General features: G+C 70.8%; 20 protein-coding genes and 6 pseudogenes. 8 read left to right on the forward strand and 18 right to left on the reverse strand.

The genetic code is table 11. The features are described from left to right. Positions 1–71 precede the first annotated feature (71 nt). Positions 72–1,319, reverse strand: coding sequence for a multidrug effflux MFS transporter (locus KUM49_RS16280; RefSeq protein WP_217237570.1), 1,248 nt, complete (start codon positions 1,317–1,319; stop codon positions 72–74). A gap of 50 nt (positions 1,320–1,369) precedes the next feature. On the opposite strand from KUM49_RS16280, the gene KUM49_RS16285 reads away from it, so the two are divergent. Next, complete coding sequence (locus KUM49_RS16285; protein WP_217237571.1) at positions 1,370–1,876, forward strand: MarR family winged helix-turn-helix transcriptional regulator; 507 nt, start codon at positions 1,370–1,372, stop codon at positions 1,874–1,876. A gap of 46 nt (positions 1,877–1,922) precedes the next feature. Here KUM49_RS16285 and KUM49_RS16290 read toward each other — a convergent pair whose 3' ends face one another. Then, on the reverse strand, positions 1,923–2,909 hold the full coding sequence (locus KUM49_RS16290; protein ID WP_217237572.1) for an iron-siderophore ABC transporter substrate-binding protein: 987 nt from the start codon (positions 2,907–2,909) through the stop codon (positions 1,923–1,925). 100 nt (positions 2,910–3,009) lie between these two features. Between KUM49_RS16290 and KUM49_RS16295 the strand changes: the two genes are divergently transcribed. From KUM49_RS16295 to KUM49_RS16305, 3 genes are read left to right on the forward strand one after another with little or no spacing between them, the layout of a single operon-like run. Next, positions 3,010–4,032 (forward strand): iron ABC transporter permease, encoded by a 1,023-nt coding sequence (locus KUM49_RS16295; RefSeq protein WP_217237573.1) that lies wholly within the window; start codon positions 3,010–3,012, stop codon positions 4,030–4,032. Continuing rightward, complete coding sequence (locus KUM49_RS16300; RefSeq protein WP_217237574.1) at positions 4,029–5,093, forward strand: iron chelate uptake ABC transporter family permease subunit; 1,065 nt, start codon at positions 4,029–4,031, stop codon at positions 5,091–5,093. The genes KUM49_RS16295 and KUM49_RS16300 overlap by 4 nt, the downstream gene beginning before the upstream one ends. Continuing rightward, the gene (locus tag KUM49_RS16305) at positions 5,090–5,944 is read left to right on the forward strand and encodes an ABC transporter ATP-binding protein (protein ID WP_308406642.1); all 855 of its coding nucleotides are present in this window, start codon (positions 5,090–5,092) and stop codon (positions 5,942–5,944) included. Before KUM49_RS16300 ends, KUM49_RS16305 begins: the two co-directional genes overlap by 4 nt. Here KUM49_RS16305 and KUM49_RS16310 read toward each other — a convergent pair. Continuing rightward, positions 5,866–6,459: a MarR family winged helix-turn-helix transcriptional regulator gene (locus tag KUM49_RS16310; RefSeq protein ID WP_217237575.1), complete on the reverse strand. Its 594-nt coding sequence runs from the start codon at positions 6,457–6,459 to the stop codon at positions 5,866–5,868. The two genes, KUM49_RS16305 and KUM49_RS16310, sit on opposite strands and share 79 nt — an antisense overlap. An 852-nt stretch (positions 6,460–7,311) precedes the next feature. Here KUM49_RS16310 and KUM49_RS16315 point away from each other — a divergent pair. After that, complete coding sequence (locus KUM49_RS16315) at positions 7,312–8,208, forward strand: aminoglycoside phosphotransferase family protein (protein WP_217237576.1); 897 nt, start codon at positions 7,312–7,314, stop codon at positions 8,206–8,208. 381 nt (positions 8,209–8,589) lie between these two features. Here KUM49_RS16315 and KUM49_RS16320 read toward each other — a convergent pair. From KUM49_RS16320 to KUM49_RS16380, 14 genes and pseudogenes are all read right to left on the reverse strand, one after another. Beyond that, positions 8,590–8,754, reverse strand: a pseudogene (locus tag KUM49_RS16320) (pirin family protein); the annotation flags it as partial. 506 nt (positions 8,755–9,260) lie between these two features. Further along, a pseudogene (locus tag KUM49_RS16325) lies at positions 9,261–10,037 on the reverse strand (glycosyltransferase); the annotation flags it as partial. After that, positions 10,022–10,891 (reverse strand): formate dehydrogenase accessory sulfurtransferase FdhD, encoded by an 870-nt coding sequence (gene fdhD, locus KUM49_RS16330; protein ID WP_217237578.1) that lies wholly within the window; start codon positions 10,889–10,891, stop codon positions 10,022–10,024. The gene fdhD and the pseudogene KUM49_RS16325, both read right to left, overlap by 16 nt. Positions 10,892–10,944: 53 nt before the next feature. After that, positions 10,945–11,535 (reverse strand): annotated as a pseudogene (locus KUM49_RS16335) (GTP 3',8-cyclase MoaA); the annotation flags it as partial. Between the two features lie 15 nt (positions 11,536–11,550). Then, positions 11,551–11,827 (reverse strand): annotated as a pseudogene (locus KUM49_RS50700) (GTP 3',8-cyclase MoaA); the annotation flags it as partial. Positions 11,828–11,876: 49 nt separating this feature from the next. Beyond that, positions 11,877–13,259, reverse strand: a complete 1,383-nt coding sequence (locus tag KUM49_RS16340) for an L-serine ammonia-lyase (protein ID WP_217237579.1) — start codon at positions 13,257–13,259, stop codon at positions 11,877–11,879. Positions 13,260–13,325: 66 nt separating this feature from the next. Then, on the reverse strand, positions 13,326–14,597 hold the full coding sequence (gene glyA, locus KUM49_RS16345) for a serine hydroxymethyltransferase (RefSeq protein ID WP_217237580.1): 1,272 nt from the start codon (positions 14,595–14,597) through the stop codon (positions 13,326–13,328). Beyond that, positions 14,594–15,031 carry a glycine cleavage system protein GcvH gene (gene gcvH, locus KUM49_RS16350; RefSeq protein ID WP_217237581.1) on the reverse strand — a complete coding sequence of 146 codons (438 nt, stop codon included), beginning with the start codon at positions 15,029–15,031 and terminating at the stop codon, positions 14,594–14,596. Before gcvH ends, glyA begins: the two co-directional genes overlap by 4 nt. Continuing rightward, entirely contained in the window at positions 15,028–16,209 is a 1,182-nt protein-coding gene (locus KUM49_RS16355; RefSeq protein ID WP_217237582.1) for an NAD(P)/FAD-dependent oxidoreductase, read from the reverse strand. Before KUM49_RS16355 ends, gcvH begins: the two co-directional genes overlap by 4 nt. 151 nt (positions 16,210–16,360) lie before the next feature. Continuing rightward, a complete protein-coding gene (locus tag KUM49_RS16360) occupies positions 16,361–17,029 on the reverse strand; it encodes a PP2C family protein-serine/threonine phosphatase (RefSeq protein ID WP_217237688.1) in 669 nt (222 codons plus the stop codon). Positions 17,030–17,121: 92 nt separating this feature from the next. Further along, entirely contained in the window at positions 17,122–18,255 is a 1,134-nt protein-coding gene (locus KUM49_RS16365) for an aromatic ring-hydroxylating dioxygenase subunit alpha (protein ID WP_217237583.1), read from the reverse strand. Between the two features lie 70 nt (positions 18,256–18,325). Further along, positions 18,326–18,679: pseudogene (locus KUM49_RS16370) on the reverse strand (sarcosine dehydrogenase); the annotation flags it as partial. Between the two features lie 193 nt (positions 18,680–18,872). Continuing rightward, positions 18,873–19,491: pseudogene (locus KUM49_RS16375) on the reverse strand (MBL fold metallo-hydrolase). After that, positions 19,488–20,573: an S-(hydroxymethyl)mycothiol dehydrogenase gene (locus tag KUM49_RS16380; protein ID WP_217237584.1), complete on the reverse strand. Its 1,086-nt coding sequence runs from the start codon at positions 20,571–20,573 to the stop codon at positions 19,488–19,490. The pseudogene KUM49_RS16375 and the gene KUM49_RS16380 overlap by 4 nt, the downstream one beginning before the upstream one ends. Before the next feature lie 435 nt (positions 20,574–21,008). On the opposite strand from KUM49_RS16380, the gene KUM49_RS16385 reads away from it, so the two are divergent. The 3 genes from KUM49_RS16385 (at position 21,009) to KUM49_RS16395 (ending at position 23,439) form a co-directional block, all read left to right on the forward strand. Then, positions 21,009–21,563 (forward strand): IclR family transcriptional regulator C-terminal domain-containing protein, encoded by a 555-nt coding sequence (locus KUM49_RS16385; protein ID WP_308406645.1) that lies wholly within the window; start codon positions 21,009–21,011, stop codon positions 21,561–21,563. An 82-nt stretch (positions 21,564–21,645) separates the two neighbouring features. Then, entirely contained in the window at positions 21,646–22,518 is an 873-nt protein-coding gene (gene purU, locus KUM49_RS16390) for a formyltetrahydrofolate deformylase (protein WP_217237586.1), read from the forward strand. A gap of 123 nt (positions 22,519–22,641) precedes the next feature. Then, a complete protein-coding gene (locus KUM49_RS16395) occupies positions 22,642–23,439 on the forward strand; it encodes an IclR family transcriptional regulator (protein WP_217237587.1) in 798 nt (265 codons plus the stop codon). Between the two features lie 63 nt (positions 23,440–23,502). On the opposite strand, the gene folP is transcribed toward KUM49_RS16395, so the two are convergent. After that, a complete protein-coding gene (gene folP, locus KUM49_RS16400) occupies positions 23,503–24,330 on the reverse strand; it encodes a dihydropteroate synthase (RefSeq protein ID WP_254401346.1) in 828 nt (275 codons plus the stop codon). Positions 24,331–24,534: the final 204 nt, after the last annotated feature.

Raw genomic sequence — 24,534 nt, forward strand, 5'->3', positions numbered from 1 at the left:
AGTCCAAATGGTAAATATCGGTGCGAAAGCGTCTTGAGCTGGATAAGGCGACAGTCGTCCACGCAGCAGACTCACTCGCGCGCTCCTCGCCACGGGCGCACCAGGAACACCAGACACAGAGCGGCACAGAGGAGCGCCCCCAGCATGGTGACCGCCATCGGCAGAGCGCTGGCGGTGCCGAACGCGCCGACCAGGGGTGAGGCGAGCGCGCCGAACAGGAACTGCGTCCCGCCGAGCAGGGCGGACGCGGCACCGGACGCCTCACGTCCGAGCGACTGCCCCATACTCATCGTGGCCGGGAAGATGCCACCGATCCCGAAGGCGGCGAAGAACAGGGTCACCCAGGTGCCGACCAGGCCGCCGCCGACCGTGACGAGGAGGAGCACCTGGACCAGTACAGCGGCCGAGGCGATCACGACCGAGGCGGTCAGGAGCGCGCCCTGTCCCAGACGCCGCGCCAGTACGCCGAAGACCGCACCGGCGAGCAGCATGCCGCAGGCGTTCGTCGCGAAGATCAGGCTGTACAGCCCCGCCGAGGTGCCGTACACCTCCTGGAAGACGAAGCTGGAGCCGGCGATGCACGCGAAGAGCGCGGCGCCGGCGAATCCCAGTGTGAGCGCGTAGCCCAGGAACGCGCGGCGCCCGAGCAACCGGCCCATGGCGCGGAAGGCGCCGGCCACGCCGCCCTGATGGCGCCGCTCCGGCGGGAGCGACTCCGGAACCCCGCGGAGGACGGCGAGGAAGAGGAGCACCCCGAAGAGCGCGAGAGCGCCGAAGACGGCCCGCCAGCTTCCGGCCGACAGGATGCCTCCGCCCATCACCGGCGCCACGACGGGGGCGGCGCCCAGCACCATCGTCAGCAGGGAGAAGTAGCGGGGCAGTGCGGGGCCCTGGAACCGGTCAGTGAGTATGGCCCTCGCCAGCACCATGCCCGCGGCCCCGGCGACGCCCTGAAGGAAGCGGGTTGCGGTCAGCACCTCGACCGTGGGCGCGGCGGCGCAGGCCACGGACAGCACGGCGAACAGCGCGGTTCCGGGAAGCAGGAGACGGCGGCGGCCGAGGCGGTCACTCAGCGGGCCGATGACCAACTGGCCGATGACCAGACCGGCCAGGAACGAGGTCATGGACAGCTGCACGGCCGAGTCGCTCGCGCGCAGCGCGCGACCCATCTCCGGAAAGCCGGGGACGTACATGTCGGTGGCGAGCGGGGCCACCGCGGTCAGTGCGCCCAGCAGCGCAATCAGCAGGCCGGTCCGCTTGGCCGGCGCCATGAGGGTCGGCGCCTGGGACGCCGATCCGGAAATCCTGGTGGTTACCATGAATCGATACAGTAAAGCATTTGTCTACCAGTTAACAATTGGCGGAAACAATGACTTCCCCCTCAGCTCCCGTCGACTTCCGCGCGACGTGGACCGCCGCACGCCCTGATCTCGACACCTCCCCCATGGACGTCGTGGGCCCCATCAAGCGCATCGAGGCCATGCTGACCACTGCCCTGGAGCCGCTGTACGAGGGCGCCCCGCTGACCGCACCCGAGCTCGACGCCCTCGTACAACTACGGCACGCCCAGAGCCCGGTGATCGCCCGTCGGCTGGCCGAATCCCTGGGGTGCTCCCGCGCGGCCGTCAGCAAGACGCTGGCCAAGCTGGAGAGGCGCGGCTTCGTCGAGCGCCGGCCGAGCCCCGCCGACCGGCGCGCCGCCCTGGTCACCGTCACACCGGCGGGATGCGAGGCGATCGACACGATGTTCCCTCTGCAGTTGGCGGCGGAGTCCGAGTTGCTCGACAGTCTCGGCGCGGAGCGCGAGCGGGTGGTGGATGCGCTGAACCTGCTGGAGAAGGTCCTCCAGCAACGGGTGGCGAGGCAGCGGGCCTGACGTCCACGGCCGGCTCACCCGCCTGCGCGGTACGCCCGCACTGGCGTCAGGCGGCGATGCGCAGCCGTTCGATGTCGTCGAGCATGGCGGCGGCGGCGAGGGGACCAGCCGCGCTACTCCACACATCGCCGTCGACCACATCGACGTTCCCCGTCCGTACCGCCCGCAGGCGGGCGAACGCCGGCTGCGCCCTGGCCGCGGCCAGGGCCTTCTCGCCGTCGGCATTGAGGGTGGTGAGGTAGATGCGGTCGGCGTCGATCTCACCCAGATTCTCCAGACTGAGCGGGTCGGTGTGCGGCTTGCCGGTGAAGGCCGCGGCGGGCGAGATCCGGTCGCCGGTCAGCTTCAGCAGACGGCCGGGCATCAGCGCGGATGACAGGATCACGGGGCCGGTGGCCATCCAGCGGACGACGACCGCCGTTCCGGTGCCGTCGGCGGAGCGGCCGGCGGCGATGTCCTCGGCCCGCTGCTCGATGCCGTCGAGAAGCCGCTCCGCTTCGGCCTCTTTGCCGAGCGCGGCGGCAACGGAGCGGGTCTCGCTCTCCCAGGCACCGAAGCGGGTGGGCTCGGGCACGACCGTCGGCGCGATCGCCTTGAGCGCGTCGTACCGCTCCCGGGGCGTGCCGGAGGCGGCGAGGATGAGCTCGGGCCGGGCGGCGGCGACGGCTTCCAGGTTGGTCTCCGCGACGGTGCCGACGAGGGCGACACCCGGCACCTTCCCGGCCAGGTAGGGCGATACGGCACTACCGCCCCGGCTGGCCAGCGTGCCCACCGGTTCGACGCCCAGGGCGAGGGCGCTGTCCAGCGCCGTGTCCCCCAGTGCGACCACCCGTCGGGGAGCGGCCGGGACCTCGACCGCGCCGTAGGCGGTGCGTACCGACACCGAGGATCCTGCCCCGCCCTCCACCGCGGTCGGCCCTGGCGATCCAGCGGCGCAGGCGGTGAGCAGGGCAAGGGGCACCGCGGCAACGGCGGCGGCGAACCGGCGACGCGGCAGCGTGGACGACGAAGACGAGGGCAACGGACGGTGCATGGCTACTCCCCGGGAAAATATACCTCTGAGACAGATGTATTGTTAGGGCAACCTAACCACATGCGTCTCACGGGGCGTGCCAGTCGCCGGAGGTCAGCCAGTGCTCGACGGGAACCACAAGCGGTCCGTCAGCGGCTCCACTGGGGCGGGCGTCGCCGTGCCGGTCGCCCTGCTCGCCCTGACCGGCCTCGCGTCCCTGCTGATCGGCAGCGGCGAGGTGGGGCCGGTCCGCTCGTGGCAGGAGGTCGCGGGCGGTGCTGGGGACACTGAGGCGGCGTTCGCCGTGTGGCAGCTGCGCTGGCCCCGCACCGTCGTGGCGGTGGCCGTCGGCGCGGCGCTGGGCACGGCCGGGGCGGTGCTCCAGGCGGTAGCTCGCAACCCGCTCGCCGAGCCCGGCCTGCTCGGTGTCAGCGCCGGCGCCTCCACGGGCATCGTGTTGGTGATCGCGCTGGGCGGCAGCGTGGCCACGCTCGGCCCGCACATCGCCGTGATCGGCGCCCTGCTCGGCTGTCTCGCCGCGGTCGGGGCGGCGCGGCTGCGTGGCGTCGGCGACGATCCGCTCCGGCTCGTCCTGGCAGGTGCCGCGCTCAGCGGACTGCTGGGGTCCCTGACCTCCGTGCTGCTCCTCGTCGATCAGCGCACCGCCGACGAGGTGCGGTTCTGGACGGTGGGAGGCGTCGCCGGGCGTGACCTCGACGAGCTGGCCGAGGTGGCACCCGCCCTCGTGCTCGGCGGGCTGCTCGTGCTGCTCGTGGCCCGCCCGCTCGCCGCCCTGGCTCTCGGCGAGCAGGCGGCCGCCTCACTGGGACACCGGCCGGGCCGCGCCCGCCTCACCGCCATCGTCGCCGTGGCACTGCTCGTGGGCGGCGCCACCGCGGTCGCCGGGCCGATCGGCTTCGTGGGGCTCGTGGTGCCCTTCGCGGCTCGGGCGCTGGTCGGGCCCGACCTTCGCCGGGTGCTCGTACCATCGCTTCTGCTGGGACCGGTCGTCGTGCTGACCGCCGATGTCACCTCGCGGCTGCTGGTACGCCCGTACGAGATGCCCCTCGGCGTGGTCACCGCTGTGATCGGCGCCCCGGTACTCATCGCCGTGGTGCGCTCCCGACGGGTGCCGACGCTGTGACCGCGACCGGCACCCCGTCCCCGGGGGCACCCCGAGGCACCCTGCTGCTGCGTGTCTGCGGTGCGTCAGCACTGCTGAACCTGCGGGCGGTTGCCGGGTTCGCCGTACTCGCCGGGGTGCTGCTCCTCTCCGTCACCACCGCCCTCGCTGTCGGCACCGTGCCCATGGGGCCGCTGCGCTCACTGCCCGCACTGGCCGGTGCCGGCGACCCGGCCGACGTACTCGTCGTCCAACGGCTGCGGGCGCCACGGCTGACCGCCGGACTGCTCGTCGGCGCCGCCCTCGGCGTCTCCGGGTGCCTGATGCAGACGCTGGCGCGCAACCGGCTCGCCACCCCGGGCACCGTGGGCATCGACGACGGCGCCACCGCCTTCGCGGTCGCCTCCGTCGTGGGCGCTTCCACCTCCCTCGCCCCCTCCTCAATGGCCCTCGCCGGAGCCGCCACCGCCGCGGCACTGACCCTCGGTCTCGCCGGCGGAGCGGGCACCTCCGGCTACCGCTTCGTCGTTGTCGGACTCGGCGTGGGCGCGGTGCTCGGCTCGGTCACCAGCCTTCTGCTGGTCCGCGCGCCGATCGACGCCGCGAACGCCGCGTTCCCCTGGGCGGTGGGCACACTCAACGCACGTCCGACCACACCCGTGGCCTCGCTCAGTCTCGGCCTCTTGGCGTGTCTGCCGCTCGCGCTACTGGTCGGACGACGACTGACCACGCTGCTCCTGACCGACAAGGTGGCGGCCGGTCTCGGCGTGCGGGTACGCGCGGTACGGCTCGCCGCCCTCGCGCTCGCCGTCGTGTGCGCCGGCCTCGCGGTCGCCGTCGGGGGACCGCTCGGCATGGTCGCCCTGCTCGCTCCCGAGACCGCCCGCCGTGCCTGCGGCCCGCACGGCGTTCCCGTGCTCGGCAGCGCACTGGCGGGAGCGGCGCTCGTCCTTCTCGCCGACACCGCCGGACGAACCGTCACCGCACCCGTCGAGGTGCCGGCCGGACTCGTCACCGCCGTGGTCGGCGGCCCGTACCTGATCTGGCTCCTGCTCAGCTCACGCCCAAGGAGGCTGCCGTGACCCGCCCCACCACCGCCCCGTCCACGAAGGCCACCCCTCCCCCGCCGACGAAGGACGAGGCCGTCCCGTCCGCCGTGCTGCGCGCCGACGACCTCACGCTCGCGCACGGGCGGGCGATCGCCGTGGACACCGTGCGGCTCACTCCCCCACCGGGCCGCCTGACCGCCGTGGTCGGTCCGAACGGCTGCGGCAAGAGCACGCTCCTGGCGGGGCTGAGCCGACTGCACCGCCCCAAGGGCGGCAGCGTCCTGCTCGACGGCCGGGTCCTGGCCCGGCTGCCCGTTCGGGAGGCCGCCCGGCGCATCGGCCTGCTCCCCCAGTCGGCCCAGGCTCCGGACGGACTGACCGTCGCCGACCTGGTCCGGTTCGGCCGCCAGCCGCACCAGGGTCTGCTGCGGCAATGGTCCCCACGGGACCAGCAGGCCGTGTACCGGGCGCTCGCCGCGACCGGCATGTCAGCACTGGCCGACCGTCCCCTGGAAACCCTGTCGGGCGGACAGAGGCAGCGCGCCTGGATCGCCATGACGGTAGCTCAGGAGACGTCGGTGCTGCTGCTGGACGAGCCGACGTCCGCGCTCGATCTCGGCCACCAGCTCGAAGTCTTCGAACTGCTGCGGGAACTGACCACTGTCGGCCGTACGGTCGTGGTCGTCGTGCACGACCTCGTCCTGGCCTGCCGTTATGCGGACCACCTCGTCGCCATGCAGGCCGGCCGGGTGGTCGCCGAAGGCACCCCCCACGAGACCGTCACGCCCGAGCTGATCCGCCGGCTCTACGGCGTGGAGGCAGACGTGCTGCGCGACCCCGAGACCGACGGCCCGCTGGTCGTCCCCCGAGGGCTCGCCCGATGAGCGGTGTCACCCCGATCAGCCGCCTCGCCCTCGTCGCCCTGTTCGTCCCCGTCGGCCGCGTCGAGGACGTCCAGCAGCCGACGCAGCGCGGGCATCGCCCGGTCGAGCGCCCGGCGGTCGGCCTCGTCCAGACTCAGAAGCGCCGCCGACAGCACCTCATCGCCGGCCGCGACCCAGGCCGCAAGGCGGTCCACCGCCTCCTCGGTCAGGTACAACCGCGCGGCCCGCCGGTCCGAACGGTCACGGTCCCGCCTCAGCAGCCCGGCACGGACGAGCTCGCCCACGATGGTCGACACCGTGTTCGGCACCAACTGGAGCCGGTCGGCCACGGCTCGTGGCCCGATACCCGGGTGCGCCTCAATCGTGCGCAGCACCCCGATCTGCGCATCGGGCAGCCGCTCCGCCGACGCCTGTCGGCGCACGGCCCTGCGGGCGACCCGTGACACGGCCCCGAGCAACGGCAGTTGCCGAACCAGCGCCAGGACCTCCGCATCCTCCCGCTCCGGACCGCTCACTGGACCACCGAACGGCCAGGCCGCGACGCAGCGGCACCAGGACACCGACAGACAGGAAAAACGACATGACCACGCACGAGACGACTCTACGGTCCCACGCCGGCGCGCCCACACCGCGGGGCGAGCGGTGACGCAAGCGACTCGCCTCCCACCTCGGCCGCCGCTGCGAGGTGGTGCACGACGGCGACACCATCACACTGCTGCTCGCCGGCGGCTCCTGCGCCATGGCCTACGACGCCACGACCCTGGGCCGAGTTGCACCAACTGGCCGCTTGTTCCAGACGCTCCGGCGGCACGGGCGCCGGGATGAGTCCGTAGTCCCCGGCCACGTCGGAGACCACTTTCGCGAGCCATCACGCACAGGGAGACGAACACCAGGGCGACCTGGTCCATGGCCAGGAGCACGGGGATGAGTGCCACGCCGACGCACTGGACCAACTCACCAGCGACAAAAAGCGATCTGTTGTCGTGACGGTCGATGAACGCCCCGAGGAAGGGGGGCGAGGTACGGAGCCGTCTGGGCCGCCATGCTCAGCACCGCCAACAGACTGGACCCGGTCGATTCGACCATGGCCCAGGGATCCGCGATGTAGAGGAAGGTGTCGCCCGCCATGGACAGGGCGAATTGCGACGACATCAAGGCGACGCTCGGCACACGAAGCATTCCCTCTGCCGCACCACGTTCCCCACGTTCTCCTCGTTGCCTGTTACCGACTCCACCTGGGGCGACCCACCTGGGGGGCCGGAAATCTCAGTTGATCCAGAACCTGGCGTATGAATACTGGCTGTCGTGTTCGTCGATCCGGTCTGCTTCCGGCGTTTCGAACTGGACCAGTGGAAGGGCCTGCGAGAATGAACATGCACGATGACCAAGTGGACGTGACCACCGAAATCGTTGCGGCCCTGATCCAAGACCAGTTCCCTCAGTGGAGCGGCCAGGCGATCCGACCCCTGTCGTCGACCGGGACGGTCAACGCCATTTTCCGCATCGGGAACGACCTCTCCGCGCGTTTCCCGCTGCGTCTGGCCGATGCCGCCGAGGCGCTGGCGGTTCTGGAACAGGAAGCCCAGGCGAGCGCGGAGTTGGCACAGGTGTCCCTGTTCCCCGCCCCGGCGCCCGTCGCCCTGGGAAAGCCCGGAGCGGATTACCCCATGCCGTGGTCGGTCCAGACATGGCTGCCGGGAACGGTCGCCTCTGATGCCGACCCGAGTGGGTCGGACGCTTTTGCCGAGGACCTTGCGGCCTTCATCGCAACCCTGCGGGACGCCGAGACGCGGGGCCGGCTTTTCAACGGCGACAATCGCGGCGGCGTTCTCGCTCACCACGACGATTGGATGGCGCAGTGCTTCGAGGCGAGTGAGGGGCTGCTCGACGTGCCCCGCCTGCGCCAGGCGTGGAGCCACTTTCGGGAGTTGCCACGCACGAGTGCCGACGTGATGAGCCATGGTGACTTGATTCCCGGCAACGTACTGGTCACGGGAGACCGGCTCAGCGGCGTACTCGACACCGGCGGCTTCGGCCCGGCCGACCCCGCGCTGGATCTGGTCAGTGCCTGGCACCTGCTGCAGCCAGGCCCGCGGGAAGTACTCCGACGGACACTGGCCTGTGACGATCTGGAGTGGGAGCGCGGCAAGGCCTGGGCGTTCGAACAGGCGATGGGTGTTGTCTGGTACTACGTCGAGAGCAATCCGACGATGAGCAGAATGGGGCGCCGGACACTGGACCGCATTCTGGAGTCGATGGAGTGATGTCGCCCCGATCGCAGGCGTGACAGAGACGTTTGCTCGCCGTCCTCACTGACAACAGCACCAACGGGAAGAGCTCGGCTGAGACGGGACAGGATCGAGGCGTCGAGTCCCCCAATGCCCCGAGGCTTCTGCCACCGAACTGTCAGTTGGCGCCACCAAGGCTGCGGACCATCCGGCCCCACAGGTGCGTCCGGCAGCGCCGAAAAGACGTCGGCCTTCGCGTGCCAGCTGCGGAACACGCCAGAGAACACCGGAGCACCGCCGCCGCCGTGGCCACACCGTTCGCGAAGGCCACGGCGGTGTCCTCGTCCTTCTACGGCCCTTCGATCCCTGCCCTGGGCGAGGTGCTCGGCCCCTCTCCCCGACAGCCATTCTCGCAGGTCAGCGAGCCCTTCCTCGCGGCTTCAGAGGCGTCGGCGGTAGTGCGGGGGCCGACAACGGGTCCCCCTCGTACCCCTTCACTTCCCCGAACCTCGACCCCTCCATCCAGTCCCGGCGCGCCTGTTCGATCTCCTCCTGCGACCGTCCGATCCAGTTCCAGAACATAGTTGGCCCTCTGCGCATATTCGCAGGTCAGCAACGATCTGAGGCTTTGGCGGTCAGCAAACTGTCAGCATCGGGCGTATGGGGTCAGCAGGTCATGCCTTCGGTTGTGTCGAAGCGTGGGATGGGTTCCCTTTTGAGGAGCTCTGTCTGTGCGCAGGTTCGCCCGACCGTGCTGATCCCATGGCCGGACCCTAGCCACACACAGTACGCGTCGCCGACGCTGCCCATGATCCGCCGGACAGACTAGCTAGGTCGCCGACGCACGTGGCATCGGCGGTCAGGAGGGGTGCCTGGTCGGCCAGGAGCAGTGAAACCTCCACCTCTGCCAACCAGCCCGCCGATGGCCACCGCCTCGTCGCCGTACCGGCTGTAGCGGAGATCTTCGAGTCGACCGCTGCGGCCTGATCCCGGTTATGGCGCTCTTCGTACGCGTTCGAGAGTGAGACCGTGATCCGTCCCGACGCCCCGGAAGACCTGCACGTGCACAATGTCCTGCCAGGGGAGAGTCACGAGATGCGGCGGAGCCGACGCTCGTGCGGGACCGCGGCGTACACGTCCGCCGTCGCCGCCGCGGCCGTATCCCAGCCGAAGGAGCGGGCGTGCCGGGCCGCGGCCTCGCCCATACGCGTGGAGCGTCGGGGGTCGTCGGCGAAGCCGGACAGCGCCGCCGCGTAGTCCACCGGGTTGTGCCCCGGCACGAGAGCGCCGCTCACCCCATCCTGCGCCGCCACCGGCAAGCCGCCGACTTCGGCAGCGATCACCGGGGTGCCGCAGGCCTGCGCCTCGACGGCCACCAGGCCGAAGGACTCGCTGTGGGAGGGCATGACCAGGACGGACGCCGCCCGGTACCAGTCGGCGAGCTGGTCCTGACCGACCGGCGGCCGGAACAACACGACGTCCGAGATGCCGAGGTGAGCGGCCAGCTTCTGCGGTCCCTCGGGCCTCGCCGTGCCACTGCCGCTGGGCCCTCCCACGACCGGCACCACCATCCGCTCGCGCAGCCGTGGTCGCTGCTCCAGCAGCCGGGCCACGGCGCGCAGCAGGACGTTCGGGGCCTTCAGCGGTTGTATGCGTCCCACGAACAGGGGGATGAGCGCGTCCTGCGGCAGCCCGAGGCGGGAACGGGCCGCGGCCCGGCCGGCCTCGACACCGGAGGCGTCGGCGCGGAAACGCTCCAGGTTGACACCGGGATGCACGACGGCGACCCGGCCGGTGTCGGCGTCGTAGTGGCGGAGGAGTTCCTCCGCCTCCTTCTCGGTGTTCGCTATCAACCGGTCGGCCTGGCCGGCCCTCCGTCCGGGGCCCCGGCATACAGGTCGAGGCGCTGCTCGCCCGCGTAGACGTTCATCGAGCCGCCGCGCAGGAAACCGACAAGAGTGAGCCCGGTCTCCGCCGCCAGGTCCACCGCGAGGGAGGACGGCGCCGAGACCGCCGCCAGCACGGGGATGCCCGCCATGACCGCCTTCTGCGCCAGCTCGAAGGACGCCCGCCCTGACACCAGCAGAATGCTCCGGGACAACGGCAGCCGGCCGGACTGGAGCGCGCGCCCGATCAGTTTGTCGACCGCGTTGTGCCGGCCGACGTCCTCCCGCAGGTCCAGCAGTTCACCCTCGGGCGAGAACAGTCCGGCGGCATGCAGTCCGCCGGTGCGGTCGAACACCCTCTGCTCGGCCCGCAGTTGGTCGGGCAGGGCGGCCAGCAGCCCGGGGGTGACCCGGACCGGTGGCGTGTCGGCGATCGGCCACCGCGTCGTGGTCCGTACGGCGTCCAGGCCGGCCTTGCCGCACAGGCCGCACGACGACGTGGTGTACACGTTCCGTTCAAGCGTGATGTCGGGCAGCGGCACACCGGGGGCGAGCTGCACGTCTACCACGTTGTAGGTGTTCGAACCGTCGTCCGTGGCACCCGCGCAGTACACGATGTTCGCCACGTCATCGGCCCGGCTCACGACGCCCTCGCTCACCAGGAAACCGGCGGCGAGCGCGAAGTCGTCCCCGGGCGTGCGCATGGTGATGGCCAGCGGCTTGCCGCCGAGCCGGATCTCCAGTGGCTCCTCCGCCACCAGTGTGTCCGGACGCGTGCTCACCGCACCGTCCCGTACCCGGACCACGCGCCGTCGCTCAGTGACCCGTCCCATGGCCTCACTCCTGGTTCTGTCTGTGGACGTCGTTGCGCTCTACGCCCGGGGTGTCAGCCGCCGATGGCCGACATCGGGCGGTCGGGCTGGAGGAAAGACGGCTCGTCGAGGCCGGAGCCGGCCCTCTTCCCCCCGTCGCGCGCTTCCAGCCCCGCGATCTCCTCGCCCGGCGCCCCGGAGCGCAACGCCCCGCGCAGGTCGGACTCCTCCCGTGCGAACAGGCAGGTGCACACCTGCCGTCGGCGGTGAGCCGGGTGCGGTCGCAGGCGCGGCAGAAGGGGCGGGTGACGGAGGCGATGACGCCGACCGGGCCGGGCCGCCGTCGACGAGCCGACGTCCGGTGGGCGCGGAGCCGCGGGCCTCGTGCGGCTCGGAGGTGAGCGTGAAGCGGATGCTCAGGCTCTCCCGGATGTCCCCGGCGGTGATCATGCCGTCGCGCCGCCGGCCGTGCTGGGCGTCGAGCGGCATCTGCTCGACGAACCGGAGTCCGTAGTCGTTCTCCATGGCCCAGGCGAGCAGTTCGGGTGCCTCGTCGGCGTTCCTCTCGGGCATCAGGACGGCGTTGACCTTCACCGGGGTGAGCCCGGCGGCGCGAGCCGCGGCCAGGCCCTGAAGCACGTCGTGGCGGCGGTCCCGCCGGGCAGGGCCATGCAGACGGCAGGACGCGATGCGAGGGCGACGCACCGCTCGACGATCCCGACGAGGCCGGGGCGCGGCAGCGGCTCGCCGCCGGTGAAGCGGACCTCCTCCACGCCGAGTCGGATGACCGCGATCCGGACCAGCCCTACGACCTCGTCGCCTGTGAGCAGGTCGGGCCTGGCCGGCCACCGCAGGCCCTCTTCCGGCATGCGGTACGTGCGGCGCAGGGTGCTCCCCCACGTCGGTGAGCGAGACCCGCAGGTCGGTGGCGACGCGACCGTAGATGTCGATGAGCATGGCTGCCGCCCTTTCTCCGGCTTCGTCCCTGTCCGCTCCGTCCGGCTCCTCAGCACTCGATGACGTTCACGGCGAGGCCGCCACGCGCGGTCTCCTTGTATTTGACCTTCATGTCGGCGCCGGTCTCCTTCATGGTCTTGATGACCTTGTCGAGGGAGACGTGGTGGCGGCCGTCGCCGCGCAGCGCCATCCGGGCGGCGGTGACGGCCTTGACCGCGGCCATGCCGTTGCGTTCGATGCACGGGATCTGGACGAGCCCGCCTACGGGATCGCAGGTGAGGCCGAGGTTGTGCTCCATGCCGATCTCGGCGGCGTTCTCGACCTGTTCGGGGCTGCCGCCGAGCACTTCGGCGAGACCACCGGCGGCCATCGAGCAGGCCGAGCCGACCTCGCCCTGGCAGCCGACCTCGGCGCCGGAGATGGACGCGTTCTCCTTGAAGAGCAGACCGACGGCGCCCGCCGCGAGGAGGAAACGCACGATGCCGTCCTCGTCGGCGCCCGGCACGAAGCCGAGGAAGTACTGCAGGACGGCGGGGATGATGCCCGCCGCACCGTTCGTCGGTGCGGTGACGACCCGGCCGCCCGCCGCGTTCTCCTCGTTCACGGCCATCGCGTAGAGAGTCACCCACTCCATGGCTCGGCTCGCCGGGTCGCCCTCGCTGCGCAGCGCCCGGGCCGCCGCAGCCGCCCGCCGACGGACCTTCAGACCGCCGGGGAGGATGCCCTCGCGGCCCAGCCCCCGTGCGACACATGCCTCCATGACCCGCCAGATCTCCAGCAGGCCCGCACGGATCTCCTCCTCGGTGCGCCAGGCCTTCTCGTTCTCCAGCATCAGCGCGGAGATCGACAGGCCGTTCTCCTTCGTGAGGCGCAGCAGTTCGTCGCCGGTGCTGAACGGGTGTGCTTGCACCGTGTCGTCGGGCTTGATCCGGTCCCCGCCGACCGCGTCCTCGTCGACCACGAAGCCGCCGCCCACGGAGTAGTACGTCTTCTCCAGCAGCGGCACACCGTCGCCGTCGTACGCGAAGAGGATCATGCCGTTGGCGTGGTAGGGCAGTGATCGCCGACGGTGCAGGACCAGCTGGGTCGAGGCGTCGAAGTCGATCTCGTGGGCCGTACCGATCTCGGTGCCGAGGAGGCGGATGCGTCCGGTGGAGCGGATTCGCTCGACGTCCAGGTCGGCCCGTGCGATGTCGACCGTGTGCGGCTGGTTGCCCTCCAGGCCGAGCAGCACCGCCTTGGGGGTGCCGTGACCGTGGCCGGTGGCACCGAGGGAGCCGAACAGCTCCGCCCGCACCGCGGCGGTCTGGGCGAGCACCCCGTCCTGCTTCAGCCGGGCAACGAACATCCCGGCGGCGCGCATCGGACCGACGGTGTGCGAACTGGACGGGCCGATGCCTATGGAGAACAGGTCGAAGACGCTGATTGCCACGCCATACTCCGTGCGACTTGGAGGAGCGTGCCGAGGATGCGGCACGCCCCTGCGGGAGGGTGTCGGTTACAGGCCGGGGTAGAGCGGGTGCTTGTCGGCCAGCGTCTTCACGCGGGCCTTCAGCGTCTGGACGTCGGCCTGCCCGAAGGGAGAAGGCGCCTTCAGCGCCTCGGCGATGACGTCCGCGACCTCGGCGAAGTCCTCGGCGGTGAAGCCGCGGGTGGCCAGGGCCGGGGTGCCGATGCGCAGGCCCGAGGTGACCATGGGCGGGCGCGGGTCGTTCGGGACGGCGTTGCGGTTGACCGTGATGCCGACCTCGTGGAGACGGTCCTCGGCCTGCTGCCCATCCAGCTCGGACTCGCGCAGGTCGACGAGGATGAGGTGTACGTCGGTGCCGCCGGAGAGCACGTTGACCCCGGCCTCCCGGACGTCGTCGGCCGTCAGCCGCTCGGCGAGGATGCGGGCGCCGTCGACCGTACGGCGCTGGCGCTCCTTGAAATCCTCCGACGCGGCGACCTTGAAGGAGACCGCCTTGGCCGCGATCACGTGCTCCAGCGGGCCGCCCTGGAAACCCGGGAAGACCGAGGAGTTCAGCTTCTTCGCGAAGGCCTGCTTGGCGAGGATGATCCCGCCGCGCGGACCGCCCAGCGTCTTGTGGGTGGTGGAGGTGACCACGTCCGCGTACTCGACCGGGTTGGGGTGCAGCCCGGCCGCGACCAGCCCGGCGAAGTGCGCCATGTCGACCCACAGGTACGCCTCGACCTCGTCGGCGATCCGGCGGAACTCCGCGAAGTCCAGCTGCCGCGGGTAGGCGGACCACCCGGCGATGATCACCTTCGGCCGGTGCTCCTTGGCCAGCCGCTCGACCTCGGCCATGTCCACGAGACCGGCGTCGTCCACGTGGTACGGGACGACCTTGAACTGCTTGCCCGAGAAGTTGATCTTCATGCCGTGGGTGAGGTGACCGCCGTGTGCGAGATCCAGGCCGAGGATGGTGTCGCCGGGCTGGGCGAGGGCGAACAGGGCGGCCTGGTTGGCGGAAGCGCCTGAGTGGGGCTGCACGTTGGCGTACTCGGCGCCGAACAGCTCCTTGAGCCGGTCGATCGCGATCTGCTCGGCCACGTCGACGTGCTCACAGCCGCCGTAGTAGCGCCGGCCCGGGTAGCCCTCCGCGTACTTGTTCGTCAGGACCGAACCTTGCGCCTCCATGACCGCGACCGGCGCGAAGTTCTCGGAGGCGATCATCTCCAGGGTGGACTGCTGACGCCTCAGCTCCGCCTCGACCGCGGCGGCGATGGCCGGGTCCAGCTCGTGCAGGGCCTGGTTGAACAGGGTCATCGGCGATCTCCTTGGCTGTGGGCGCAGTGGGCGGCGTAGGCATCCGGGGTCAGCGCGCCGGCGATGTTCTCGACTCGCAGCCTGAACAACCAGCCGTCGGCGTAGGGGGCGGCGTTGACGACACCGGGGTCGTCGGCCAGCGCGGTGTTGACTTCCAGGACCCGGCCCGAGGCGGGGGCGTACAGGCCGCTGACGGCGGTCAGTGACTCGATCCGTCCACAGCTCTCCCCCGCCTCGACCCAGGAGCCGACCGCGGGCAGTCGGAGGTGGACGACGTCACCGAGGACCTTCGCCGCGAACGCGGTGATGCCGACGGTGGCGTTGCCCTCGTCCACCGCGAGCCACTCGTGGTCCCAGGTGTAACGCAGGTGCCGAGGAATGCTCGTGTCGTTCTCCACTGCGGGTTCCAGGGAGAGTTGGGGCACGGAGGTCATGACGCGACGGCCGCGGCGGCGGGGACGAGGGTACGGCGGAGCCGGTTGAAGAACTTCGGCTGGTTGAGGGAGAGGACGGCGACGGGAGTGCCCTCACGCCGGTAGACGGCCGTGAAGATGCGGCTGTCGACGTCGCCCTCGACGACCTCGGGCTCGGCGCCGGGGGCCACGTACCCGGCGACCTGGATGCGGGACCGGTACTGGTCGGACCAGAAGTACGGCGCGGAGAGCGGGGCGGGGACCGACACACCGGTCAGCAGCGTGCGGGCGGCGGTCTTCGCCTGCTCGGTGGCGTTGCTCCAGTGCTCGATACGGGCGTGCCGCCAGGTGAACGGGTTGGGGCAGCGGGCGACGTCACCGACGGCGACCACGCCCGGGATGCCTGTCGAGCAGCCGGAGTCGCACACCACGCCGTCGTCCACCTGCACTCCGGAGCCGGCCAGCCAGTCTGTGTTGGGCCGCACGCCCACGCCGGCCACGACGATGTCGGCGGGCAGCACCCGCCCGTCCGCCAGCCGTACGCCCGTGACCCGGTCCTCGCCGATCAGTTCCGCCACACCGGTTCCGCACAGCAGCTGAACCCCGTGATCGCTGTGGAGCGAGGAGACCACCAGCCCCATCTCACGCCCGAGTTGGCGCTCCAGGGGCACGGGGAGCGCCTCGACGACCGTCACGTGGAGCCCGAGCCGGTGCGCGGTGGAGGCCACCTCGGCGCCGATGAACCCGGCACCGATGACGACGACCCGGGGCAGGCCGTCGAGCAGTTCGGCGCGCAGGGCCCGGGCGTCGTCCAGGGTGCGCAGGGTGTGGACGCCCGCCAGCCCGTCGGTGCCAGGGAGGGTGCGGGGGCTGGCGCCGGTCGCGATGACGACACCTTCGGTGCGCACATGCCGTCCTCCGGCCAGGGTGACGGTGCGGGCTACGGGGTCGAGCCGCACGGCGCACTCGCCGAGCAGCCACTGCACGTCCAGAACCTCGTACTCGTCCGCGTCGCCGAGCGCGAGCTCCTCGACGTCGATGTCCCCCTTGAGGAAGCCCTTGGACAGCGGGGGTCGGTCGTAGGGAGTGTGGCGCTCCTCCCCCACGACGACGATCTCGCCGTCATATCCCTCTGCCCGCAGCGCGCGGACCGTGCTCAGTCCTGCCAGCGACGCTCCGACGACGGTGATGCTCCTCATGCCGGCTCCAGACGGGGAGTTGTCTCACATAACACAACGACACTCGCTATACGCAACATGCTTTCTGCGTGGTGCGGCATTGTCAAGGGAGGTGTCGCAAATCAATTTCTAATGATGCTCTTCGTTGCACCATTCGCAACCTACAGGTCGCTCATGGCTTCGTCGGGCTCGGTCTCGGCGGCGTCCAGGGACTGTTCGCTCCAGATGACCTTGCCCTATGCCGCCCTCGGCGGTGGTGGCCGCGCGGCGCAGATGCGGGGACGCGGATGGGGTCGCCGCCGCAGCGGATGGCGTTGGTGACCAGTTCGCCGAGGATGAGCTCGGCGGTGAACGCGATCTCGTCCAGGCCCCGCGGGGTCGGAGGGTATGTCCCAGTCGGCGACCCGGTCCGGGGCGAGCCGTTTGGGGCGGGCCACCAATGAGGGCGATGTCGTCGCGAGGCGGTCGGCAGCAGGGCGTCAAGCACCGCCTGGCAGGCCTGTTCCGGGGTCTGGCCGGGATGGGCCAGGGCGTCCCTGAGGAGTTCGAGGCCGACGGCGCTGTCCCGGTCGCAGTCCTCGACGAGTCCGTCGGTGTACAGGGCGAGCCGGGAACCGTCGGGCACCTGGAGTTCGGGGGTCTCGACCGGCAGGCCGGCGCCCAGGCCCAGTGGGGGTGAGAACGGGACGTCGGGGAACGCGACGGAGCCGTCGGGGTGGACCAGGGCCGGCCCACGGTGGCCGGCCCGGGTGATGGCACAGTGGCCGGAGACCGGGTCGTAGATCGCGAACAGGCAGGTGGCCCCTGTGACGGCCGCGTTCTCCCCGTCCCTGGTCTCCACATGCCGCCGCCATGGCTCGAGGACAGCCCGATCGCCCGCCCACCTGCCGGAGGGGCCACAACAGCAGGTTAGCGGGCGGTACCGGGGTGGGGTCAGCGAGTGGGCCGCACCTCGAGCTTGTTCTGCAGCCAGGTGTGGAACTCGCCGATGTGGTGCTCGCTGGGCACCAGCACGCCGCCCTTGGCGTACGCCTTCGAGCTCATCGCCGGCTGGGTGCGCTCGCAGGCGTCGAAGTCCTGCTGGTTGACCCGGTGGAACAGCTCCACCGAACCATCCACGTCCCTGCCGCTCTCCACGACGTGCGGCAGGTACAGCCAGTCGCACTCGACGACCGTACGGTCGGGTGCCATCGGGTACATCCGGTGGAAGATCACGTGGTCGGGCACGAGGTTGATGAAGACCTGGGGCCGGACGGTGATGGCGTAGTAGCGGCGGTCCTGGTCGTCAGCGACACCCGGGATGCGGTCCAGGCCCTCGGATCCGTCCACCGTGAACCCCTGGACGTCCTCACCGAACTCCGCGCCGTGACCCACGTAGTACTGGGCGGCGTAGCCGTCCGCGAACTCCGGGAGCACCTCGGTGAGTTCGGGGTGGATCGTGGCGCAGTGGTAGCACTCCATGAAGTTCTCGATGATGAGCTTCCAGTTCGCCTTCACGTCGTAGGTGATGCGGCGGCCCAGCTTCAGGTCGTCGATGCCGTAGCGCTCGATCGACTCCAGGTCGCCGAGCCGCTCGACGATCGCGCCCTGTACGTCGGCCTCGAAGGAGGGCGGCTCGTCGGCGAGGCACACCCACACATAGCCGAGCCACTCCCGCACATGGACGTTGATCAGGCCGTACTCGGTCCGGTCGATGTCCGGCATCGACGTCAGGTTCGGTGCGGCGACCAGCTTGCCGTCCAGGCCGTAGGTCCAGGCGTGGTAAGGACACTGGAAGGCGCGCTTGACCTCACCGGACTCCTCGGTGCAGAGCTTGGCGCCGCGGTGCCGGCAGATGTTGAGGAAGCCCTTGATCGAGCCGTCCCGCGAGCGGGAGATCAGTACGCTCTCACGGCCCACCTGGCAGGTGCGGAAGGCACCGGGCTTGTCCAGCTCGGCGGCGCGGGCCACACAGAACCACATGGCCTCGAAGACCCGCTCCTGCTCCTGGGCGAAGACCTCGGGGTCGGTGTAGTACTCACCGGACAGCGTGGGGATCAGGCTGGGCGGCAGATTCGTAATGGTCATCTCGTCACCTTCGGAAGATGTCAGACGCGCGCGGCGAGGGTCGAACAGGGCGATGGGGTAGTCGGTGGTGCCCCATCACCACGGACTGCTGGTTCTGGACGGCCAACGGGGTGAGCCGGCGGGTGACCGTCTCGTCGCTGATGCCCTCCAGCGCGGACTTGCCCGTGAAGTGCTCCTTGTTCCGGCGGACGGCGAAGCCGAGACCGGCCTCATACGGGTTGTGCTCCGTGGTCACGTCATCGCCCCAGGAGCGGTACCCCTTCTCCAGGCGCAGGCTGTTGAAGGCGCTGCGGCCGGCCGCGATGACGCCCAGCTCCTGCCCGGCCTCCCACAGGGTGTCCCGCAGCCTGGCGCCGAGGTCGGCGGTGGTGTAGATCTCCCAGCCCAGCTCGCCCACGTGGCTCAGCCGCGGCGTGCGAGGTGGAGCCGCCCGTGGCGCAGAGCGGGCCCTGCTCCAGAGCGGTGACGTCCGTCCAGCCGCGTGCGGTCAGTTCGTCGCTGAGGGCGCACTCGACGATGCCGGCGCCGATGATGACCACTTTCGGCTGTGCCGCCATGGTCTTCCTCCAGGTTCGTAGTGCGGTGACGGGCCTTGGTAGTGAAAGGTGTCGGCCGGGTCAGTGGCCGCGGGCGATCCACTCGTCGAGGTGGGGCGCCTCGGCCCCGATCGAGGTCGTGGGGCCGTGACCGGTGTGGACGGCGGTGTCCTCGGGGAGGGTGATCAGTCGGTCGCGGATGGAGGCGATGATCGTGTCGAAGTCGGAGAAGGAGCGGCCGGTGGCTCCGGGGCCGCCCTGGAAGAGGGTGTCGCCGGAGAACAGGGCGCCCAGTTCCGGCGCGTACAGGCAGACGGAGCCGGGAGAGTGGCCGGGGGTGTGCAGCACCTGGAGCCCGGTGCCGACCACGGTCAGGTCCTCGCCGTCGATCAGCTCCCAGAAGTCGGGCACCCGCAGGCCATGCACGGTCTTCCACAGCACCGCGTCGGCCGGGTGCAGGAGGATGGGCGCGCCGTAGCAAGCGGCCAGGGCCGGAGCGACGTTGACGTGGTCGTTGTGGGCGTGGGTGCACACGACGGCGGCCAGACGCCCGGTTGCCGATGGCGGCGGCGATCAGGTCGGCGTCGATGACGAGGACCTCGTCGTCGCCGATCAGCCAGACGTTGTTGTCGACCTCCCAGCTGCCGCCGTCCAGTTCGAAGGTGCCGGAGGTGACGAGGCGTTCGACGCGGGCGGTCACAGGAGCACCACCGAGCGCAGGACGTCGCCGTGGTGCATCTTGGCGAACGCGGCCTCCACGTCGTCGAGGGTGATCGTCTCGGTGACGAAGTCGCCGAGGTCGAAGCGGCCCTGGAGGTAGAGGTCGATCAGGGCGGGGAAGTCCCGGGAGGGCAGGCAGTCGCCGTACCAGGAGGACTTCAGTGCCCCGCCGCGGCCGAAGACGTCCAGCAGCGGCAGGTCGAGGGTCAGCTCCGGGGTGGGGACGCCGACCAGGACGGCGGTGCCGGCCAGATCGCGGGCGTAGAAGGCCTGCTTGAAGGTCTCGGGGCGGCCGACCGCGTCGACGACGACGTCGGCGCCGAAGCCGCCGGTGAGTTCGCGGATCGCCTCGACGGCGTCGGTCCGGGAGGAGTCGACGGTGTCGGTGGCGCCGAACTGCTCGGCCCATTTCAGCTTCCGCACGTCGACATCGACGGCGATGATGCGGGAGGCGCCAGCCACCTTGGCGCCCGCGATCGCGGCCATGCCGACGCCGCCGCAGCCGATCACCGCGATGGAATCGCCGCGGCCCACGCCGCCGGTGTTGACCGCGGCGCCGAACCCCGCCATCACCCCGCAGCCGAGCAGACCGGCCGCGGCGGGCAAGGCCGTCGAGTCGACCTTGGTGCACTGGCCGGCGGCGACCAGGGTCTTCTCGGCGAAGGCGCCGATGCCGAGGGCCGGGGACAGCGGGGTGCCGTCGGCCAGGGTCATGGGCCGGCCGGCGTTGTGGGTGGCGAAGCAGTACCACGGCTTGCCCTTGCTGCAGGCCCGGCAAGTGCCGCAGACGGCACGCCAGTTGAGGACGACGAAGTCGCCGGGCGCGACGTCGGTGACGCCCTCGCCGACCGACTCGACGACACCCGCGGCCTCGTGGCCGAGCAGAAAGGGGAACTCGTCGTTGATCCCGCCCTCCCGGTAGTGCAGGTCGGTGTGGCAGACGCCGCAGGCCTGCACCCGCACCAGGGCCTCACCGGGGCCGGGGTCCGGCACCAGGATGGTCTCCACCGAGACCGGTGCGGCCTTCTGGCGGGCCACGACGGCGCGTACCTCGTGTGTCACGGTCGATCTCCTCGTCGAGGGGACGGCCGAATGCGATCTCCGGGATCTTCGGCCTGATGTTCTGGATGGCGGGAGGACGTCGGTTTCCCCCCGGGCGGTCGACGCGGGGAGGGAGAGAACTTCTCCGGAGGCCCGGGCCGGGCCCGGCGGCCGAGCCCCGCTCAGGTTGCATATAACGCAACTTCCTTCGCCATAAGCAACGATCGACAAAACTGTCTCCCCGCGGACACTCACTGTCAAGGGGCTGGCGGAGCGAAGTCGCCATCCCGTCGGAAAAACGGACGCCGGACGCCCGCGGACATGGCGCCCGGCGCACACAGGCATACGGCGGCCGGCCTCCGAGGAGGTCGGCCGGCCGCATGACGTCTGGTGCGGTGAGTCACCCGGTCAGAACGGTTCGAGCCCGCTCTCGCGCAGGCTGTCGCGACGCCCCTCATCGACTCCCGCGGGCGGCGCGGACCCGGGCACCGGTGCAGTCGGTCCACCGGGCGTCCCGGCCGGCCACCGCCCTGGAGACGCGCGGGCTCGTCGAGCAGACGGAGGAGCGGGGCAAGCCATCGAAGGTGCTCGGCGCCTCGGCCACCACCACCCACAACCGGCCGGGCCGGCGGTGCCTTGCCACTGCACGCGACACCCAGCGGCAAGGCACCGCCGGACCGTCTGCCCGAGTCCAAGCTCGCGAGCAGACTCGCGGTGCCCCTGGAGCGCTGCACGCCGCGCACCGTCACCGATCCCGAGACCCTCGGGGCCCAGCTGAAGCGCGCCCGCGCAGGCGGCTGCGCCTACAGCGTCGAGGAGTTCGAGAAGAGCCGGAACGCGATGGCCGCACCGGTCTCCACCTTCAGCGGAGAGGTACCGGCGGCACTCAGCACCTCGGACCCACCCCTCCGACTGACCCGGCAGCGACTGCCGGAGGTCTCCGCCGTGGCGTGGGCGGCCGCCGAGAAGATCTCGGAACGCCGGGGCCACTTCCGCCGGCCCACCCCTTGACCACGCGGTCGCACCCATTCAATCATGTTGCGTATCGCTCACCATGTTGCGCAATTCGCACCACTCGACGACGGAGAAAGACATGTCTCCTCGACCGCGGCCCGGCCGTGAGTTCATCCTCACCCTTTCCTGCCCCGACCAGGCCGGCCTCGTCCACGCCGTGACCACCTTTCTCGTGAGTCACTCGGGCAACATCCTGGAGAGCCGGCAGTTCGACGACCGACTGCAGGACCGCTTCTTCATGCGGGTGCAATTCGACCTCTCGGACCCCGGCATCTCCCTGGAGGATCTGCGCACCGGCTTCGGGCCGGTGAGCCAGGCATACGGGATCACCTGGCAGTTGCACGACGCCTCGACCCCGACGCGCATGCTGATCATGGTGTCGAAGTTCGGCCACTGCCTGAACGACCTGCTGTTCCGCAAGTCCACCGGCGCGCTCAACATCGAGATCCCCGCGATCGTCTCCAACCACCGCGACTTCGAGCCACTGGCGGAGAGCTACGGCATCCCCTTCCACCACATCCCGGTGACCAAGGACACCAAGGCCGACGCCGAGGCACGGCTGATGGAACTCGTGCGAGAACTGGACGTCGACCTGGTGGTGCTGGCCCGCTACATGCAGATCCTCTCCGACGACCTGTGCAAGCAGCTCGACGGCCGGGCCATCAACATCCACCACTCCTTCCTCCCCAGCTTCAAGGGCGCAAAGCCGTACGTCCAGGCGCACGAACGCGGCGTCAAGCTCGTCGGGGCCACAGCGCACTACGTCACATCCGACCTCGACGAAGGCCCGATCATCGAGCAGGACGTCGTCCGCGTGGACCACTCCCGCGCCCCTGACGAGCTGGTCACCATGGGCCGTGACGTCGAGGCCCAGGTACTCGCCCGCGCCGTCGAGTGGCACAGCGAGAGCCGGGTGCTGGTGAACGGCCACTGCACCGTGGTCTTCCGCTGACCCGGTGGGCCGTGCGACCATGCGGGCGGCCGGATCCAGCCGTCGCCGCCCGTCTCCCACGGCCTCCACAGGACCCGTCAAACCCCTTGAAGCCCCACGGAGACCCGTGCATATAGTTGCGCCATGAGCAACTACACCGCAGATAGCGAAACAGCGGGGCCCGCGGTGAACGGGGTGCAGTCCGTCGACCGCGCCGTCGGCGTCCTGGAGATCCTCGCCCAGCGCGGCGAGGCGGGCGTCAGCGAGGTGGCGGCCGAGATCGACGTCCACAAGTCGACCGCTTTCCGGCTGCTCGGGGCGCTGGAGGCGCGCGGACTCGTCGAGCAGACGGCCGAGCGGGGCAAGTACCGGCTGGGCTTCGGGATCGTACGCCTGGCCGGTGCGGTCACGGGCCGCCTCGACATCACCCAGCAGGGCCGCCCGGTGTGCGAGCGGCTCAGTGAGGAGATCGGCGAGACCGTCAACATCGCCGTCCTGCAGGAGCACTTCGCGGTCAACCTGTATCAGGTACGTGGTCCGGGCGCCGTCGGCACGCACAACTGGGTCGGCCAGCTCACCCCGGTCTACGCTACGTCGAGCGGCAAGATCCTGCTGGCTCATCTGCCGGCGAAGGAGCGCGACGCCGTGCTCGCGGCGACCACGGTGCAGAAGCACACACCGCACACCCTGACCGCCAGGACGAAGCTGGAGAAGAACCTCGCCGAGGCGCGGGAGCGTGGGTACGCCGTGACGCTGGAGGAGCTCGAGATCGGACTCCAGGCCCTGGCGGCCCCGATCCGCTCCCGCGACGGCGATGTCATCGCCGCGCTCAGCGCCTCCGGCCCCGCGTACCGCTTCACCGAGGAACGCATCCGCGAGATCGCACCCGTGCTGATCAGTGGCGCGGACGAGATCAGCCACCGGATGGGCTATCTGGGCTGAGGGTCCGCAGGGGCGCTCGGCCCAGCGGCGTTCACCATCCGCCGCGTTCGGCCTCCGCCGCGTTCAGCCCAGCGGCCACCGTTCCGACGCCGCCGCCTCGACGCCCCAGCGGGCCGTCACACGTACCGCGTCCGCCGTCGACGCGACGTCGTGCACGCGCAGACACCAGACGCCCTGGGCGGCGGCGAGTACGGACACGGCGGTGGTCGCGGCATCGCGCAGCCGCGCGGGGCGGGGCTGCCCCGTCGTACGGTCGGCCAGCAGACTGCCCAGGAACGACTTGCGTGACGCGCCCACGAGGACGGGGTGCCCCAGGGCCATGAAGTCCCCCAGGCGGCCCAGCAGCTCCCAGTTGTGGTCGGGCGTCTTGGCGAAGCCCAGCCCCGGGTCGACGGTCAGGCAGTCGGGCGGTATCCCCGCCTCCAGCGCGGCGTCGATCCTCAGGCGCAGCTCGTCGAGCACATCGGTGACGACGTCGTCGTAGACGGCGTTCGCCCGCATGCCGGCGGAGTGGCCACGCCAGTGCATCAGCACGTACGGCGTGCCCGCCCGGGCCATCAGCGGCAGCATCGCGGGGTCGGCCAGGCCCCCCGAGACGTCGTTGACCAACCGCGCACCCGCGTCCAGCGCGCGTGCGGCGACCTCCGCCCGCATGGTGTCGACGCTCACGATCGCGCCCGCCGCGGAGAGTTCCCGGACGACGGGCAGGACGCGTCGCAGTTCCTCTTCGACCGGCGGGCGCGCCGCGCCGGGGCGGGTCGACTCGCCGCCCACGTCCACGATGTCCGCGCCCTGTTCGAGCAGCGCGAGCCCGTGCGTGACAGCGGCGTCGGCCGCGAACGACAGCCCGCCGTCGGAGAACGAGTCCGGCGTCACGTTCACTACGCCCATGACCAGCGTCCTGGCGGGGCGTGGCAGCCCGTGCGGGTGGAGTACGGGGGCCCCCGGATGCCGTACCGGTGTTCCGCGGTGGGGTGGGCCGGTGGGGTGGGCGGTGGCGGTGGCGGGCACAGGCGTCCCCCTTTCGATGCGTATGGCGAAACGTGCTGTGCAAAGCCCTGTGGGAGCTCCTGAGCGGAGCTCCCACAGGGCCGA

Origin of the sequence: Streptomyces sp. AC555_RSS877 (assembly GCF_019049245.1) — a bacterium.
Taxonomy (GTDB): Bacteria; Actinomycetota; Actinomycetes; order Streptomycetales; family Streptomycetaceae; genus Streptomyces.

Excerpts from the sequence above, each read along its gene's own strand:
- KUM49_RS16280 (WP_217237570.1), bottom strand. The coding sequence starts at position 1,319 with ATGGTAACCACCAGGATTTCCGGATCGGCGTCCCAGGCGCCGACCCTC.
- KUM49_RS16285 (WP_217237571.1), top strand. The coding sequence starts at position 1,370 with ATGACTTCCCCCTCAGCTCCCGTCGACTTCCGCGCGACGTGGACCGCC.
- KUM49_RS16290 (WP_217237572.1), bottom strand. The coding sequence starts at position 2,909 with ATGCACCGTCCGTTGCCCTCGTCTTCGTCGTCCACGCTGCCGCGTCGC.
- KUM49_RS16315 (WP_217237576.1), top strand. The coding sequence starts at position 7,312 with ATGAACATGCACGATGACCAAGTGGACGTGACCACCGAAATCGTTGCG.
- fdhD (WP_217237578.1), bottom strand. The coding sequence starts at position 10,891 with ATGGGACGGGTCACTGAGCGACGGCGCGTGGTCCGGGTACGGGACGGT.
- glyA (WP_217237580.1), bottom strand. The coding sequence starts at position 14,597 with ATGACCCTGTTCAACCAGGCCCTGCACGAGCTGGACCCGGCCATCGCC.
- gcvH (WP_217237581.1), bottom strand. The coding sequence starts at position 15,031 with ATGACCTCCGTGCCCCAACTCTCCCTGGAACCCGCAGTGGAGAACGAC.
- KUM49_RS16355 (WP_217237582.1), bottom strand. The coding sequence starts at position 16,209 with ATGAGGAGCATCACCGTCGTCGGAGCGTCGCTGGCAGGACTGAGCACG.
- KUM49_RS16365 (WP_217237583.1), bottom strand. The coding sequence starts at position 18,255 with ATGACCATTACGAATCTGCCGCCCAGCCTGATCCCCACGCTGTCCGGT.
- purU (WP_217237586.1), top strand. The coding sequence starts at position 21,646 with ATGTCTCCTCGACCGCGGCCCGGCCGTGAGTTCATCCTCACCCTTTCC.
- KUM49_RS16395 (WP_217237587.1), top strand. The coding sequence starts at position 22,642 with ATGAGCAACTACACCGCAGATAGCGAAACAGCGGGGCCCGCGGTGAAC.
- folP (WP_254401346.1), bottom strand. The coding sequence starts at position 24,330 with ATGGGCGTAGTGAACGTGACGCCGGACTCGTTCTCCGACGGCGGGCTG.